General features: G+C 64.8%; 17 protein-coding genes. 4 read left to right on the top strand and 13 right to left on the bottom strand.

Annotated features, from left to right (window positions below):
- From hpnD to Q8R61_RS03575, 4 genes are read left to right on the top strand one after another with little or no spacing between them, the layout of a single operon-like run.
- Entirely contained in the window at positions 1-846 is an 846-nt protein-coding gene (gene hpnD, locus Q8R61_RS03590) for a presqualene diphosphate synthase HpnD (RefSeq protein WP_305534298.1), read from the top strand.
- Positions 843-2,114, top strand: coding sequence for a hydroxysqualene dehydroxylase HpnE (gene hpnE / locus Q8R61_RS03585; RefSeq protein ID WP_305534297.1), 1,272 nt, complete (start codon positions 843-845; stop codon positions 2,112-2,114). The genes hpnD and hpnE overlap by 4 nt, the downstream gene beginning before the upstream one ends.
- A complete protein-coding gene (locus Q8R61_RS03580) occupies positions 2,111-2,854 on the top strand; it encodes an SDR family NAD(P)-dependent oxidoreductase (RefSeq protein ID WP_305534295.1) in 744 nt (247 codons plus the stop codon). The genes hpnE and Q8R61_RS03580 overlap by 4 nt, the downstream gene beginning before the upstream one ends.
- On the top strand, positions 2,842-4,119 hold the full coding sequence (locus tag Q8R61_RS03575; RefSeq protein WP_305534293.1) for a serine/threonine-protein kinase: 1,278 nt from the start codon (positions 2,842-2,844) through the stop codon (positions 4,117-4,119). The genes Q8R61_RS03580 and Q8R61_RS03575 overlap by 13 nt, the downstream gene beginning before the upstream one ends.
- 4 nt (positions 4,120-4,123) lie before the next feature.
- Here the strand turns inward: Q8R61_RS03575 and Q8R61_RS03570 are convergent, their stop codons facing one another.
- The 13 genes from Q8R61_RS03570 to hisD form a co-directional block, all read right to left on the bottom strand.
- Positions 4,124-5,326, bottom strand: coding sequence for an ammonium transporter (locus tag Q8R61_RS03570; RefSeq protein WP_305534291.1), 1,203 nt, complete (start codon positions 5,324-5,326; stop codon positions 4,124-4,126).
- Positions 5,327-5,465: 139 nt separating this feature from the next.
- Entirely contained in the window at positions 5,466-6,296 is an 831-nt protein-coding gene (gene tatC, locus Q8R61_RS03565) for a twin-arginine translocase subunit TatC (protein ID WP_305534289.1), read from the bottom strand.
- Positions 6,293-6,772, bottom strand: a complete 480-nt coding sequence (gene tatB, locus Q8R61_RS03560) for a Sec-independent protein translocase protein TatB (protein ID WP_305534287.1) — start codon at positions 6,770-6,772, stop codon at positions 6,293-6,295. Before tatB ends, tatC begins: the two co-directional genes overlap by 4 nt.
- 117 nt (positions 6,773-6,889) lie before the next feature.
- Positions 6,890-7,105, bottom strand: a complete 216-nt coding sequence (tatA, locus tag Q8R61_RS03555) for a Sec-independent protein translocase subunit TatA (RefSeq protein WP_305534285.1) — start codon at positions 7,103-7,105, stop codon at positions 6,890-6,892.
- A gap of 17 nt (positions 7,106-7,122) precedes the next feature.
- A complete protein-coding gene (locus Q8R61_RS03550; protein ID WP_305534283.1) occupies positions 7,123-7,461 on the bottom strand; it encodes a histidine triad nucleotide-binding protein in 339 nt (112 codons plus the stop codon).
- The gene (locus Q8R61_RS03545) at positions 7,454-7,771 is read right to left on the bottom strand and encodes a phosphoribosyl-ATP diphosphatase (protein WP_305534280.1); all 318 of its coding nucleotides are present in this window, start codon (positions 7,769-7,771) and stop codon (positions 7,454-7,456) included. Before Q8R61_RS03545 ends, Q8R61_RS03550 begins: the two co-directional genes overlap by 8 nt.
- Positions 7,768-8,169 (bottom strand): phosphoribosyl-AMP cyclohydrolase, encoded by a 402-nt coding sequence (gene hisI, locus Q8R61_RS03540; protein WP_305534278.1) that lies wholly within the window; start codon positions 8,167-8,169, stop codon positions 7,768-7,770. The genes Q8R61_RS03545 and hisI overlap by 4 nt, the downstream gene beginning before the upstream one ends.
- Positions 8,166-8,921, bottom strand: coding sequence for an imidazole glycerol phosphate synthase subunit HisF (gene hisF / locus Q8R61_RS03535; protein ID WP_305534276.1), 756 nt, complete (start codon positions 8,919-8,921; stop codon positions 8,166-8,168). Before hisF ends, hisI begins: the two co-directional genes overlap by 4 nt.
- 7 nt (positions 8,922-8,928) lie before the next feature.
- Positions 8,929-9,684 carry a 1-(5-phosphoribosyl)-5-[(5-phosphoribosylamino)methylideneamino]imidazole-4-carboxamide isomerase gene (gene hisA, locus Q8R61_RS03530; protein WP_305534274.1) on the bottom strand — a complete coding sequence of 252 codons (756 nt, stop codon included), beginning with the start codon at positions 9,682-9,684 and terminating at the stop codon, positions 8,929-8,931.
- 30 nt (positions 9,685-9,714) lie between these two features.
- Positions 9,715-10,401 carry an imidazole glycerol phosphate synthase subunit HisH gene (gene hisH, locus Q8R61_RS03525; RefSeq protein ID WP_305534272.1) on the bottom strand — a complete coding sequence of 229 codons (687 nt, stop codon included), beginning with the start codon at positions 10,399-10,401 and terminating at the stop codon, positions 9,715-9,717.
- A 61-nt stretch (positions 10,402-10,462) separates the two neighbouring features.
- Positions 10,463-11,050 (bottom strand): imidazoleglycerol-phosphate dehydratase HisB, encoded by a 588-nt coding sequence (gene hisB / locus Q8R61_RS03520; RefSeq protein ID WP_305534270.1) that lies wholly within the window; start codon positions 11,048-11,050, stop codon positions 10,463-10,465.
- Positions 11,051-11,100: 50 nt separating this feature from the next.
- Positions 11,101-12,159 (bottom strand): histidinol-phosphate transaminase, encoded by a 1,059-nt coding sequence (hisC, locus tag Q8R61_RS03515; protein WP_305534268.1) that lies wholly within the window; start codon positions 12,157-12,159, stop codon positions 11,101-11,103.
- Between the two features lie 13 nt (positions 12,160-12,172).
- Complete coding sequence (hisD, locus tag Q8R61_RS03510) at positions 12,173-13,477, bottom strand: histidinol dehydrogenase (RefSeq protein ID WP_305534261.1); 1,305 nt, start codon at positions 13,475-13,477, stop codon at positions 12,173-12,175.
- Between the last annotated feature and the right edge of the window lie 98 nt (positions 13,478-13,575).

Here is a 13,575-nt window from a genome sequence, read left to right as displayed (position 1 = left end):
ATGGATGTCCACCAGTACTGCCAGGATCGCGCCGCCGCCAGCGGCTCCAGTTTCTACTACAGCTTCGTCTTTTTGCCGCCGGACACACGGCGCGCGATCACCGCGTTCTACGCGCTGTGCCGCGAGCTCGACGACGTGGTGGACGAATGCCACGAGCGTCAGGTGGCCGAGGCCAAGCTGGACTGGTGGCGCGATGAAATCGCGCGCTTTGCGGCAGGCGCGCCGCAGCATCCGTCCACCCGCGCGCTCGCCGACACGCCGCAGGGGCGTGCCATTCCGGCCGCGCTGCTGCTCGAAATCGTCGACGGCATGGCGATGGATCTCGACGCCGCGCGTTATCCCGATTTCAAGTCGCTTCACCTCTACTGCTACCGCGTGGCGGGCGTGGTGGGCGAAGTGGCGGCATCGATCTTCGACGGCGTGCGCAACGCGGACGAGCGCGAGATTCGTCGCTACGCCCACGAACTGGGATTGGCATTCCAGCTCACCAACATCATCCGCGACGTCGGCGAGGATGCGCGGCGCGGCCGCATCTATCTGCCGCAGGACGAACTCGCGCGTTTCGGCGTCGACGAATCCGATCTGCTGAATGGCCGCGACACACCGGCATTCCAGGCGCTGATGCAGTTCCAGTACGAACGCGCCCAGATGCACTACGACAGCGCGCTGGCTGCCCTGCCCGTCCGCGCGCGCCGCGCGCAGCGCCCGGGCCTGGTGATGGCGGCGATTTATCGAACCTTACTCGACGAAATCCGGCGCGACCGTTTTCCGGTGCTGCGCGCGCGCGTGGCGCTCACGCCGCTGCGCAAGCTGTGGCTCGCCAGCCGGACCTGGCTGTTTCCATGACGCCGCATGTGGCGGTCGTCGGCGGCGGCTGGGCCGGCTGCGCCGCGGCGCTGACGCTCGCCGAAGCCGGGGTGGCCGTCACCGTGTTCGAAGCCAGCCGCACGCTGGGCGGCCGCGCGCGCGCCGTCGAACTCGAAGGCCAGGCCCTCGACAATGGTCAGCACATCCTGCTCGGCGCGTATGAGCAGACGCTGGAGCTGATCGAACGGCTGCGTCCCGCCGCGGCGCCGGCGGGCCTGTGGCGCCTGCCGCTCACGCTCGAGCAGCCGCCTGATTTCAGCCTCGCCTGTCCGCGCCTGCCGGCACCGCTGCATCTCGCCGCGGGATTGTTTGGCGCGCGCGGCTTGAGCTGGGGCGACAAACTGGCCGCTGCGCGCTGGGCGCACACCCAGATTCGCGGCACCGAGGACACCCTCGACGGCAGCGTCAGTCAGTTCACTGCCACGCAGCCGGAAAAACTCAACCGCCTGCTGTGGCATCCGCTGTGTGTGTCCGCGCTCAACACGCCGCCTGAGATCGCCAGCGCGCAGGTCTTCCGCAATGTGCTTCGCGCCGCCTTCGGCGGGCGCAACCGCCACAGCGACCTGTTGCTGCCGCGCCAGGATCTGACCGCGCTGTTTCCCGCACCGGCCGCCGCGCGCCTGACCGAACGCGGCGGCAGTGTTCGGCTGGGCTGCCGGGTGACCACGCTCGCGGCCGCGGCGGATGCCGTCACGCTGGGGACGCGCGATGAGTCGGCGGTTTTCAGCCATGCCATCCTCGCCGTTGCGCCGCAACATCTGCCCGCGCTGGCGGCGCAGGTGCCCGCGCTGGAGCCCATTGCCCAGCAGGTGGCCACGTACGACTACCAGCCGATCGCCACTGCCTACATCCAGTACGACCCGGCATTCCGCCTGGCCAAGCCGCTCTATGCGTTGTCGGATGGTCCGGCACAGTTCGTGTTCGACCGCGGCCAGAGCCACGGCCAGTCCGGGCTGCTGGCGCTGGTTGCCAGCGCGGCCACGCAGCTGCCGGCGGACTGGGTGGACCAGGCCACGGCACAGGTGCAGCGCATTGCCCAGCCCGGTGCCGCACGCTGGCGCAAAAGCATCGTCGAGAAACAGGCGACGTATTCCTGCGTGCCCGGCCTGCCGCGCCCTGCCGTCACCACCCCGCACCCGCGCCTGTTCCTGGCGGGCGACTACACGGCCGGGCAGTATCCCGCCACACTCGAAAGCGCAACACAGAGCGGAGTACAATCGGCCGCCTCGCTCCTTGAAACGCTATGAAAGACTATCTTCCCGCTCCTGATCTGCTCGCCGGCCGCGTCATCCTGGTCACCGGCGCCAGCACCGGGCTGGGCCGCGCCGCCAGTCTGGCATTTGCACGCCATGGCGCCACGGTCGCGCTGCTGGCGCGCAACGAAGCCGGGCTGGATGCGGTCTACGATGAAATCGTTGCGGCCGGCGGGCCCGAGCCGGCGATGTTTCCCTACGATCTGGCTGCCGCCGACGATCGCAGTCTGGACACCCTCGCCGGCACGCTCGCGCAGCATCTGAAGCGACTCGACGGCGTGCTGCACAGTGCGCACCAGTTCTACAGTCTGACCCCGCTGGAACTGCAGACGCTGGAACAGTGGCAGACGCTGATGCGGGTGAACCTGATCGCGCCTTTCGCCCTCACCCGAGCTTGTCTGCCACTGCTGCGACAGTCGCCCGACGCTTCGGTGGTGTTCACCGGCGAAACGCACGGCCATCGGCCCAGTGCCTATTGGGGCGGCTACGCGGTGGCGAAATCCGGTCTCGAAACCCTGACCCGCATCTGGGCAGACGAACTGGACGCCGAACGCACGCTGCGCATCAATACCTTGATTCCCGGCCAGGTGGCCACCACGCTGCGCACGCGCACCCACCCCGGACTGCCGGCCGATGCCGTGCCGACAGCGGACGACCTGATGCCGTGGTATCTCTACCTGATGGGCATCGACAGCCGCGCGGTGCGAGGACAGATTATCGAATGCCAGCCCTGAACCACGCCCAGGAAACCACCAGCCTGCACATTGGCCGCTACGAAGTCCTCGATGAAATCGGACAGGGCGCGATGGGCACGGTGCACCGCGCACGCGACCCGCTGATCGAGCGGACGGTGGCGATCAAGGTGGTGCCGATCGCGCAGTTGCAGCAGGAAGGCGCCGACGCAGAATCGCGATTTCTGCGCGAGGCGCAAAGCGCCGGCCGGCTCTCCCACCCCAACATCGTGACCATCTACGATGTGGGCGAAGCCGACGGGCTGGCCTACATCGCCATGGAATACCTGCCCGGCGTCACCCTGCGCGACATCATGAACCGCGGGCCGCTGCCGCTCGACCTGGCGCTCGACACCGCCGCGCAGATGGCCAGCGCACTGGCGTTTGCCCACGAGCACGGGGTCATCCACCGCGACATCAAACCTTCCAATGTCGTCGTCACCGGCCGTCACGGGCGCGTCAAACTGACCGACTTCGGCATCGCCCACCTCGCCAACAGCGACCGCACCCAGACCGGGCAGATGCTCGGTTCGCCACGCTACATGTCGCCGGAACAGGCCATGGGGCGCGACATCGATGGGCGCGCGGACATTTTTTCGCTCGGCGCGGTGCTGTATGAAATGATCACCGGCCAGTATGCGTTCGACGGCGAAAGCCTGGCCGGGATTGTGTACCGTGTCATCAACGACACGCCGCCGCCCGCCGAGCAGCTGCGTCCCGGCCTGCCGGCCTGGCTGAACGAGTTGCTGGCGTGCATGCTGGACAAGCAGCCGGAAAACCGGCCCGACGCCCGTACGCTGGTCAAGGCCTTGCACGCGCTGAGCGTCGCCGCACCGGCGCCGTTGCCGGTCGTCGTGCCCCCTCCGCAGCGCGTGCCGCGCCTGCTGGCGGCGCTGGCCTTCGGCACCCCGCTTGGCGTGCTGCTGCTGATCGGCGTGGGCATCATCCTGGTCGACTATTTTCTGCCTGCACCTCCGACGGATACGCCGGCGTCCATGGATGCACCCTCAACGCCGCAAACCAGCACGGACGCCCGGCGCGCGCCCGGCATCGCCGACACCCCGTCTCCCGCTGCGTCGAACCCGCCAGCAAAGGCGGACCCCTACCTTGAGGGGCTCGACAAGAAACAGGTCGAACTGCGGATCCGGCGCACCGAGCTGCTGCTGCAATACACCGACCAGCATCCCGACGTGGTGCAGGTGGACCGGCAGCTCGAGCAGTTGCGCAGCGAACGCCGCCGTCACCTGCGGCAACAGCAGGCCCGCTGATCCCTTACCAGTTGGTTTCGTGCTCGGCGGTGGCCGACACCCGGTGAATGCTGAGGTCGGCGCCGGTGAATTCCGCTTCCGGATCCAGACGCAGGCGGGTGACCTGCTTCAGCAGCCCGTACACCACCAGGCTGCCGACGACGGCCACCGCCACCCCGCCCAGCGTGCCCACGATCTGCGCCGCCAGGCTGACGCCACCCATACCGCCGAGCGCCTGGCTGCCAAAAATGCCGGCGGCGATGCCGCCCCAGGCGCCGCACAGACCATGCAGCGGCCACACACCGAGCACATCATCGATCTTCCAGCGGTTCTGCGTCACCATGAACATCCACACGAACAGCCCACCGGCAATCACGCCAGTGGCAAGCGCGCCGATCGGATGCATCAGGTCGGACCCCGCGCAAACGGCCACCAGTCCGGCCAGCGGGCCGTTGTGGATGAAGCCGGGGTCGTTGCGGCCGATCACCAGCGCGGCGAGCGTGCCACCCACCATCGCCATCAGCGAGTTGACCGCGACCAGGCCCGAGACCGCCTCGATCAGCTGCGCCGACATCACATTGAAGCCGAACCAGCCCACCGTCAGGATCCATGCGCCCAGCGCCAGGAACGGAATATTGGACGGCGGGTGCGCCGAGACCATACCGTCCTTGGTGTAGCGGCCACGCCGCGCACCCAGCAGCAGCACCGCAGGCAGCGCGATCCAGCCGCCCATCGCATGCACCACCACCGAGCCGGCAAAGTCGTGGAAACGCGCGCCGAAACTGGCTTCCAGCCAATCCTGTAAGCCGTAGTTGCCATTCCAGACGATGCCCTCGTAAAACGGGTACACCAGCCCCACCAGCGCAAACGTTGCCGCCAGTTGCGGGTTGAAGCGGGCGCGCTCGGCAATGCCGCCCGACACGATCGCCGGGATCGCCGCCGCGAAGGTCAGCAGGAAAAAGAACTTGACCAGGTCGTAGCCATTTTTTGCCGACAGCACCTCGGCACTGGAGAAGAAGCTGACGCCGTAGGCGACGCTATATCCGATGAAGAAATAGGCAATGGTCGATACGGAAAAGTCAGTGAGGATCTTGACCAGTGCGTTGACCTGGTTCTTCTTGCGTACCGTACCCAGTTCGAGAAAGGCAAACCCGGCGTGCATTGCCAGCACCATGATCCCGCCCAACAACACGAACAATACGTCACTGCCTGATTTCAGCGCTTCCATTTGCCGGCTCCCGATTGAATGCCGGCTGTTTAAAGCAAGCGGCATTCCTGCCGCTTAAGCGCTTGATTTATATGGGAAGGACTTCAGCACAACGCGGTGGAAGGCACCACATCGGTGCAGAACGCACCACACGGGTGCATTACTTGACGTCGTGTGGCTTCGCGTCGGACGGGTCGGATTCGATGCGATCCAGTTCGGCGTCCATGTCGGATTCCGACATCGGCGCGTAATCGGGCTCGGCTTCGGTATCGGGCTTGGGTTTGGTGATCATCGACGCGACGATGATGCCCAACTCGTACAGAATCCACATCGGGATGGCGAGCATGAACTGCGAAATCACGTCGGGTGGGGTGAAGATCGCGCCAATGACGAACGCGCCGACGACGACGTAGGGCCGGATCTCGCGCAGCTTGGCAATCGACACCATGCCCATCTTCACCAGCAGCACCACCGCGACCGGGACCTCGAAGGTGATGCCGAACGCCAGGAACAGGGTCATCACGAAGTCGAGGTACTTGCCGATGTCGGTCATCACCGCCACGCCTTCGGGCGCGACGCCGACGATAAAGCCGAACACCACCGGGAACACCAGGAAATAGGCGAACGCCATGCCGAGCAGAAACAGGATCACGCTGGTGATCACCAGCGGCACGCCGAGGCGTTTTTCGTGCTGGTAGAGGCCGGGGGCGATGAAGGCCCAGGCCTGGTAGAACACCCATGGCAGCGCCAGCAGGAAGGCGGTCATCATCGTGACCTTGATCGGCACGAAGAACGGCGTGGTGACCTCGGTGGCGATCATCTGGCCGCCCTGCGGCAGGGATTCCAGCATCGGCTTGGCCAGCAGCGCATAGAGGTCCTGCGCCCACGGGAACAGCAGCACGAACAGCACCACCACCGCGATCACCGCGCGCAGCAGGCGGTCCCGCATTTCGATCAGATGCGAGATGAAGGAATCTTCCGGTGAACTCATGGGGTTTTTCCGGCAGCGTCGCCGTGCGCTGTTTCCACGACCGCTGCCGGCGGGGCGGTGGCCGCATTCTGGTCAGGCTCGTCGAGCGGCAGGCTTTGCTGCGGCATCTGTTCGGCCTCCAGCCGCTGCAGCGCGGACTGGGTGACGGGGCGCTCGCCCTCGGTCGTGCCCATCGCCTTCACCACCTTGTCGACGTTGTTCACCTCGTCGCGCAGGTACTCGTCGACCACGGTCGCCTGCTGCTGGACATCGGCTTCCACCGACTCGACCGATTCCCTGAAGCTCTGGCCGGCCTTGCGCAACTCATCGAGTTGGATTTCGTTGCTGATGTCCGCTTTCACCGTCGACACGTAGCGCTGCATGCGGCCGTACAGGTGCCCCGCCGTGCGCGCGACCTTGGGCAGGCGTTCGGGGCCGATGACGATCAGCGCCACGACGCCGATGACCATGAGTTCGGTAAAGCCGATGTCGAACATTTTAGGGGCTAGGGGCTAGGAGCTAGGGGCTAGGATTTAGGGCTGGGGACCTGGGAAGGAAGCCGCGCGCAGCGCGCCCCTCCCTAACCCCTAAATCCTAGCTCCTAACCCCTAATCTCAGGAATTCTGTTTGTCCTTGACCTCGGCGTCGATGGTGCGGCCGTCCTGATCGGTTTTTTCGCCGATCTTCGGAGAATCGTCCTTCATGCCGTCCTTGAAGCCCTTGACTGCGCCGCCCAGATCGCCGCCGATGTTGCGCAGTTTCTTGGTGCCGAAAATCAGCAGCACCACGACCAGAACGATCAGCCAATGCCAGATGCTAAAAGCGCCCATGCTATTTCTCCTTTAAATTAAGTGCGCGGAACGGGATCGCCGCCGCCAAATACGTGAACGTGAATATGGAACACTTCCTGACCGCCGCCGCGCCCGGTGTTGATCAGCGTCTTGAAGCCGGCGTCCAGTCCCTGTTCCTTCGCCAGACGCGGCGCCAGCAGCAGCATCCTGCCGAGCAGGCCCTCGTGCGCCGGCGTGCAATCGGCCAGGGTCGCAATGTGCACTTTCGGAATGATCAGGAAATGCACCCGCGCAAACGGATGAATATCGTGAAACGCCAGCACCTCGTCGTCTTCGTAGACCTTGCCGCTGGGGATCTCGCCGGCGACGATTTTGCAGAAAATGCACTCACTCATGGCGATTCGCTTTCTCGACCAAACCAGACAATCCTTCGCGTCGCGCCAACTCGTTCAACACGTCGGCCGGTTTCAGTCCCTTGTGCACCAGCAATACCAGGGTATGAAACCACAAATCGGCGACTTCGTAGATGATCTTTTCGGGCTGGTCGTCCTTGGCCGCCAGTACCACCTCGGTCGCTTCCTCGCCGATCTTCTTCAGGATGGCATCGGTACCCCTGGCATAGAGCTTTGCCACATATGAACTGTCGGGCGACGCCTGCTTGCGTGCTTCCAGCGTTTCGGCGAGGCGGTCGAGAATGTCGCTCATTTCTGATAGATCTCGTCAGGGTTCTTCAGCACCGGGGCGGTCGTGATCCAGTGATCGCCGCCTTGATCATCCTTGGCCAGCTTCTGGAAAAAGCATGATCGCCGGCCTGTATGACAGGCAATGCCGCCCACCTGTTCAATTTTCAGCAGCACCACGTCGTTGTCGCAGTCCAGCCGAATTTCGCTGACGGTCTGCACATGCCCGGATTCCTCGCCCTTACGCCAGAGTTTGTTGCGCGACCGGGAGAAATACACGCCGCGGCCGGTGCGCGCGGTCTCTCCCAATGCCTCGCGGTTCATCCATGCCACCATCAGTATTTCGCCACTGACGGCATCCTGGGCGATCGCGGGCACCAGGCCATTCGCGTCCCATTTCACGGCGTCGAGCCAGTCGCTCACAGCCTGACCTCAATGCCATGCTGCTTCATGTAGCGCTTTGCTTCGTCGATGCCGTATTCGCCGAAGTGGAAAATGCTCGCCGCCAGCACCGCGTCGGCGCGGCCTTCCTTGACGCCGTCGACCAGATGCTGGAGATTGCCCACGCCGCCGCTGGCGATGATGGGAATGTCGACCGCGTCGGATATCGCGCGCGTCAGCTCCAGGTCGAAGCCGCTCTTGGTGCCGTCGCGGTCCATCGAGGTCAGCAGCAGTTCTCCCGCGCCGAGGCTTTCCATCTTCTTCGCCCACTCGATCGCATCCAGCCCGGTCGCCTTGCGACCGCCGTGGGTAAAGACCTCCCAGTGGTCGCCCACGCGCTTGGAATCGATGGCGACGACGATGCACTGGCTACCGTAGCGGTCGGACGCGTCTTTGACCAGTTGCGGATTCAATACCGCCGACGTGTTGATACTGACCTTGTCAGCACCGGCATTGAGCAGGCGCTGCACATCGCCCACCTCGCGCACGCCGCCGCCCACCGTCAACGGAATAAAGACCTCCGCCGCCACCGCTTCGATAATATGCAGGATCAGGTCGCGCTCGTCGCTTGACGCCGTGATGTCGAGGAAGGTCAGTTCGTCCGCGCCCGCCTCGTTGTAGCGGCGAGCGATTTCGACCGGGTCACCGGCGTCCTTCAGCTCGACGAAGTTGACGCCCTTGACCACGCGGCCATGGGTGACGTCGAGGCAGGGAATGATGCGTTTTGCGAGCATGAGGGGGTTAAACGCCGAACACGCCACCCGCCAGTTCGTCGGCAAGCTTTTGCGCTTCAGCAAAGTCGAGCGTGCCCTGGTAGATCGCACGACCGGTGATCGCGCCGATGATGCCGTCCTTGGCGACGGTGGAGAGCGCACGCACGTCGTCGAGGTTGGTGACGCCGCCGCTGGCAATGACCGGGATCGACAGCGCCTGCGCCAGGCGCTGCGTCGCGTCGACGTTCACCCCGCTCAGCATGCCGTCGCGGCCGATGTCGGTATAGATGACCGCCTCGACGCCATAGCCCTCGAAGCGCTTGGCGAGATCGATGACGTCGTGACCGGTGATCTTGGACCAGCCCTCGACCGCGATCTTGCCGTCCTTGGCGTCGAGCCCGACCATCACGTGGCCGGGGAAGGCATCGCAGGCCTCGTGCAGGAAGCCGGGGTTCTTCACCGCCGCAGTGCCGATGATGACGTAGCGCACGCCGTCGTCGAGGTAGCGCTCGATCGTGGCCAGATCGCGGATGCCGCCGCCAAGCTGCACCGGCATGTCGTCGCCCACCGCATCGACGATGGAGCGGATAGCCGCGTCGTTGACCGGCTTGCCGGCAAACGCGCCGTTGAGGTCGACCAGATGCAGACGGCGCGCACCCAGTTCCTTCCAACGGCGCGCGGTGGCTGCCGGGTCCTCGGAAAATACGGTGGCACTGTCCATTTCGCCTTGTTCCAGGCGTACGCAATGGCCGTCTTTAAGGTCGATCGCAGGAATAATTAACATGGCTAATCAGCAGGGTCGTACTGGTAAAAATTAGGCGCAGGCAGCGCCGGACATATCACAGGCGGTATCGGACGCACCCGGATTCCAGGTTACAAAATTGCCCAACAAGGTCAGCCCATCGTTCTGACTTTTTTCCGGATGAAACTGGACCGCGAAGATATTCCCCGTGGCCACCGCACAGGTGAACGGAAAGGGATAGTGCGAGAAGCCGGCGATCACGTCAGGTGCGGTCGGCTGCACGAAATAGCTGTGCACGAAATAGAAACGCGCGCCCTCCTCGATCCCCACCCACAGCGGATGCGGGGCCGCCTGATGGACGTTGTTCCAGCCCATGTGCGGCACTTTCAATTTCCTGCCCTGATTGTCGATCATCGCCTCGTGCGGGAAATGCTGAACCGTGCCGGGCAGGATGCCGAGGCAAGCGGTATCACCTTCCTCGCTGTGCTCGAACAGCACCTGCATGCCCATACATATCCCCAGAAAGGGCTTGGTGCGGGCGGCGTCGACGATCACCTGGCGCAGGCCGCGTGCGTCAATTTCGCGCAGGCAGTCGGGCGCCGCGCCCTGCCCCGGAAACACCACGCGGCCGGCGTCGGCGATCACCGCGGGGTCGGAGGTGACTACCACGCTGGCCGCCGGCGCGACATGCTCGATGGCCTTGGACACCGAACGCAGATTGCCCATGCCGTAGTCGATGACGGCAATGTCCGCCTTCAAAACGCAGCTCCCTTGAGCTGCGATGGGCTCACCGCGCAGCCGCTTTTAACTTGAGCTGCGCTCACAGCGCGCCCTTGGTCGAGGGCAGCACGTCGCCCATCCGCGCATCCGGCTCCACCGCCATCCGCAGCGCGCGGCCAAAGGCCTTGAAGATCGTCTCGGCCTGGTGGTGCGCATTGATGCCGCGCAGGTTGTCGATGTGCAGCGTGACCCCGGCATGGTTGATGAAACCGCGGAAGAATTCGAGGAACAGATCGACGTCGAACTCGCCGATGCGCGCACGCGTGTAATCGACGTGGTATTCCAGCCCCGGGCGTCCCGACAGGTCGATCACCACGCGCGACAAGGCCTCGTCGAGCGGCACGTAGGCATGGCCGTAGCGGCGGATGCCCTTCTTGTCGCCGAGCGCCTGCGCGAAGGCCTGACCGAAGGTGATTCCGGTGTCTTCCACCGTGTGGTGGGCGTCGATATGCAGATCGCCGCGCGCCTCGATGTCGAGGTCGATCAGCCCATGACGGGCAATCTGGTCGAGCATGTGATCGAGAAACGGCACGCCGGTGGCCAGCTTGGCGCTGCCGGTGCCGTCAAGATTGAGACTGACCGTGATCTGGGTCTCGAGGGTGTTGCGGGTAACTTGGGCGGTACGCATGGCGTCGGGAAATAAGGCTGTAAAGGGATTCTAGCAGGCCGCTCAGGTTTTCAGCACAGCGCTTTCAATGCGGCAAGCAGTGCATCGCATTGCGTATCGGTGCCGATGGTGATGCGCAAAAACGGCGCGATACGGTCCGGGCTCCTGAAATGGCGCACGATGATGCTGCGTTCGCGCAGCGCAGCGGCCAGTTCTGCGCCGTCGTGCGCCGGGTGGCGAGCGAAGATGAAGTTGGCCGCGGACGGCAGTACCTCGAAGCCGAGCGCTTCCATGTCGGCCACCAGCCGGGTGCGCGTCGCCACCACTTTGGCGCAGATCGATTCGAAGTAGCTGCGGTCCTCGATCGACGCCAGCGCGCCGGCCTGGGCAAAGCGGTCGAGCGGATAGGAGTTGAAGCTGTCCTTGACCCGGTTGAGCGCCTCGATCAGGTGCGCCTGGCCGATCGCGTAGCCGACGCGCAGGCCGGCCAGTGCGTGCGACTTCGACAGCGTGCGCGTCACCAGCAGCTGCGGATAGCGCGCCGCCAGGCCCACCGCCGATTCGCCGCCGAAGTCGATATAGGCCTCGTCGATCACCACCACCGAATCGGGATTACCAGCCAGCAGGCGCTCGATTTCCGCCAGCGCCAGCAGGCGCCCGGTCGGCGCGTTGGGATTGGGGAAGATGATCCCGCCGTTGGGCACGCGGTAATCGTCGATCCGGATCTCGAACGCGTCCGTCAGCGGAATCGTTCGGTGGGCAATCTCGTACAGCCCGCAGTACACCGGGTAGAAGCTGTAGCTGATGTCGGGGAACAGGATCGGCTGATCGTGCTTCAGCAATGCCATGAAGGCATGCGCCAGCACCTCGTCGGAACCGTTGCCGACGAACACCTGATCGGGCGTCACGCCGTGATAGGCGGCGATGCCGGCGCGCAACCGGTCGGAACCGGGATCGGGATACAGGCGCAGCGTGTCGGCGGCCTCGGCGCGCACGGCGTCGAGCACCTTCGGGCTCGGCCCGTAGGGATTCTCATTGGTGTTGAGCTTGACCAGATTGGCCAGCTTCGGCTGCTCGCCCGGTACATAGGGCGTCAGGCCGTGCACCACGGCGCTCCAGAACTTGCTCATCGGGACGGACGGCTCATTTGTGCGTCAGACGGTACTCGGCCGAGCGCGCGTGCGCCTGCAAGCCTTCGCCGTAAGCCAGCGTGGCGGCGATTTTCCCCAGCGTCTGCGCGCCGGCCTGCGACACGTGGATCAGGCTGCTGCGCTTTTGGAAGTCGTACACCCCCAGCGGCGACGAAAAGCGCGCAGTGCGCGAAGTCGGTAGCACGTGGTTGGGCCCGGCGCAGTAGTCGCCCAGCGCCTCGCAGGTGTTCTTTCCCATGAAGATCGCGCCGGCGTGGCGCAGCTTGGGGAGCAGCGCATCGGGGTCGGCCACCGACAGTTCCAGGTGCTCCGGCGCGATGGTGTTGGAAATCGCCGCCGCGTCGTCAAGGTCGCGTGTCTTGATCAGCGCGCCGCGATTGGTCAGCGAGGTACGGATCACCTCGCTGCGCGGCATCTCTTCGATCAGCTTGTCGATCGCGGCCGCCACCGCATCGAGATAGGCGGCGTCGGGCGACAGCAGGATCGACTGCGCCATTTCGTCATGCTCGGCCTGCGAGAACAAATCCATCGCCACCCATTCCGCAGGCGTGTTGCCGTCAGCGATCACCAGGATCTCGGACGGGCCCGCAATCATGTCGATGCCGACGGTGCCGAACACGCGGCGCTTGGCCGCCGCCACATAGGCGTTGCCGGGGCCGACGATCTTGTCGACCTGCGGCACGGTCTGGGTGCCATAGGCCAGCGCCGCCACTGCCTGCGCGCCGCCAATGGTGAACACGCGGTCCACCCCGGCGATCGCGGCGGCGGCCAGCACCAGTTGATTCTGCTCGCCACCGGGGGTCGGCACCACCATGATGAGTTCGCCGACACCCGCCACCTTGGCCGGAATCGCGTTCATCAGCACCGACGACGGATACGCGGCCTTGCCGCCCGGCACGTAGAGGCCAACGCGGTCGAGCGGGGTGATCTGCTGCCCCAGCACGGTGCCATCGTCCTCGGTGTAGGTCCACGATTCCTGAATCTGCTTTTGGTGATAGCGACGCACGCGATCCGCCGCTGCTTCCAACGCCTGGCGGGTGTCGGTGGGCAAATGGTCGAGTGCGGCCTGCAGTTGCGCCGCATCGAGTTCCAGGCTGGCCAGTGTTGCTGCCGGCAGACGGTCGAAACGCTCGGTGTATTCGAGCACCGCGGCGTCACCGCGCGTTTTCACGTCGTGCAGGATGGCCGCCACCGTCTGCTCGATGGCGGCATCGGCCGCGTCGTCGAATTGCAACAGGCGGGTGAGACGCGCCTGAAAGTCAGGCTGCGTGCTATCGAGGCGGGTGAGCGTAACCACAGGATTGCGTTTCCAAAAGACTGGCGAAGATTGTACCGTTTTTTGGCGTGCCACCGTGGCCGGCAGGGCATTCGCCAGGTAAATTCATACCTGTTCCG

The sequence above is a fragment of the Thiobacillus sp. genome (assembly GCF_030696885.1).
GTDB lineage: Bacteria > Pseudomonadota > Gammaproteobacteria > Burkholderiales > Thiobacillaceae > Thiobacillus.
Note: the sequence above shows the minus strand (reverse complement) of the source record. Positions and strands in the feature narration are given on the sequence as shown.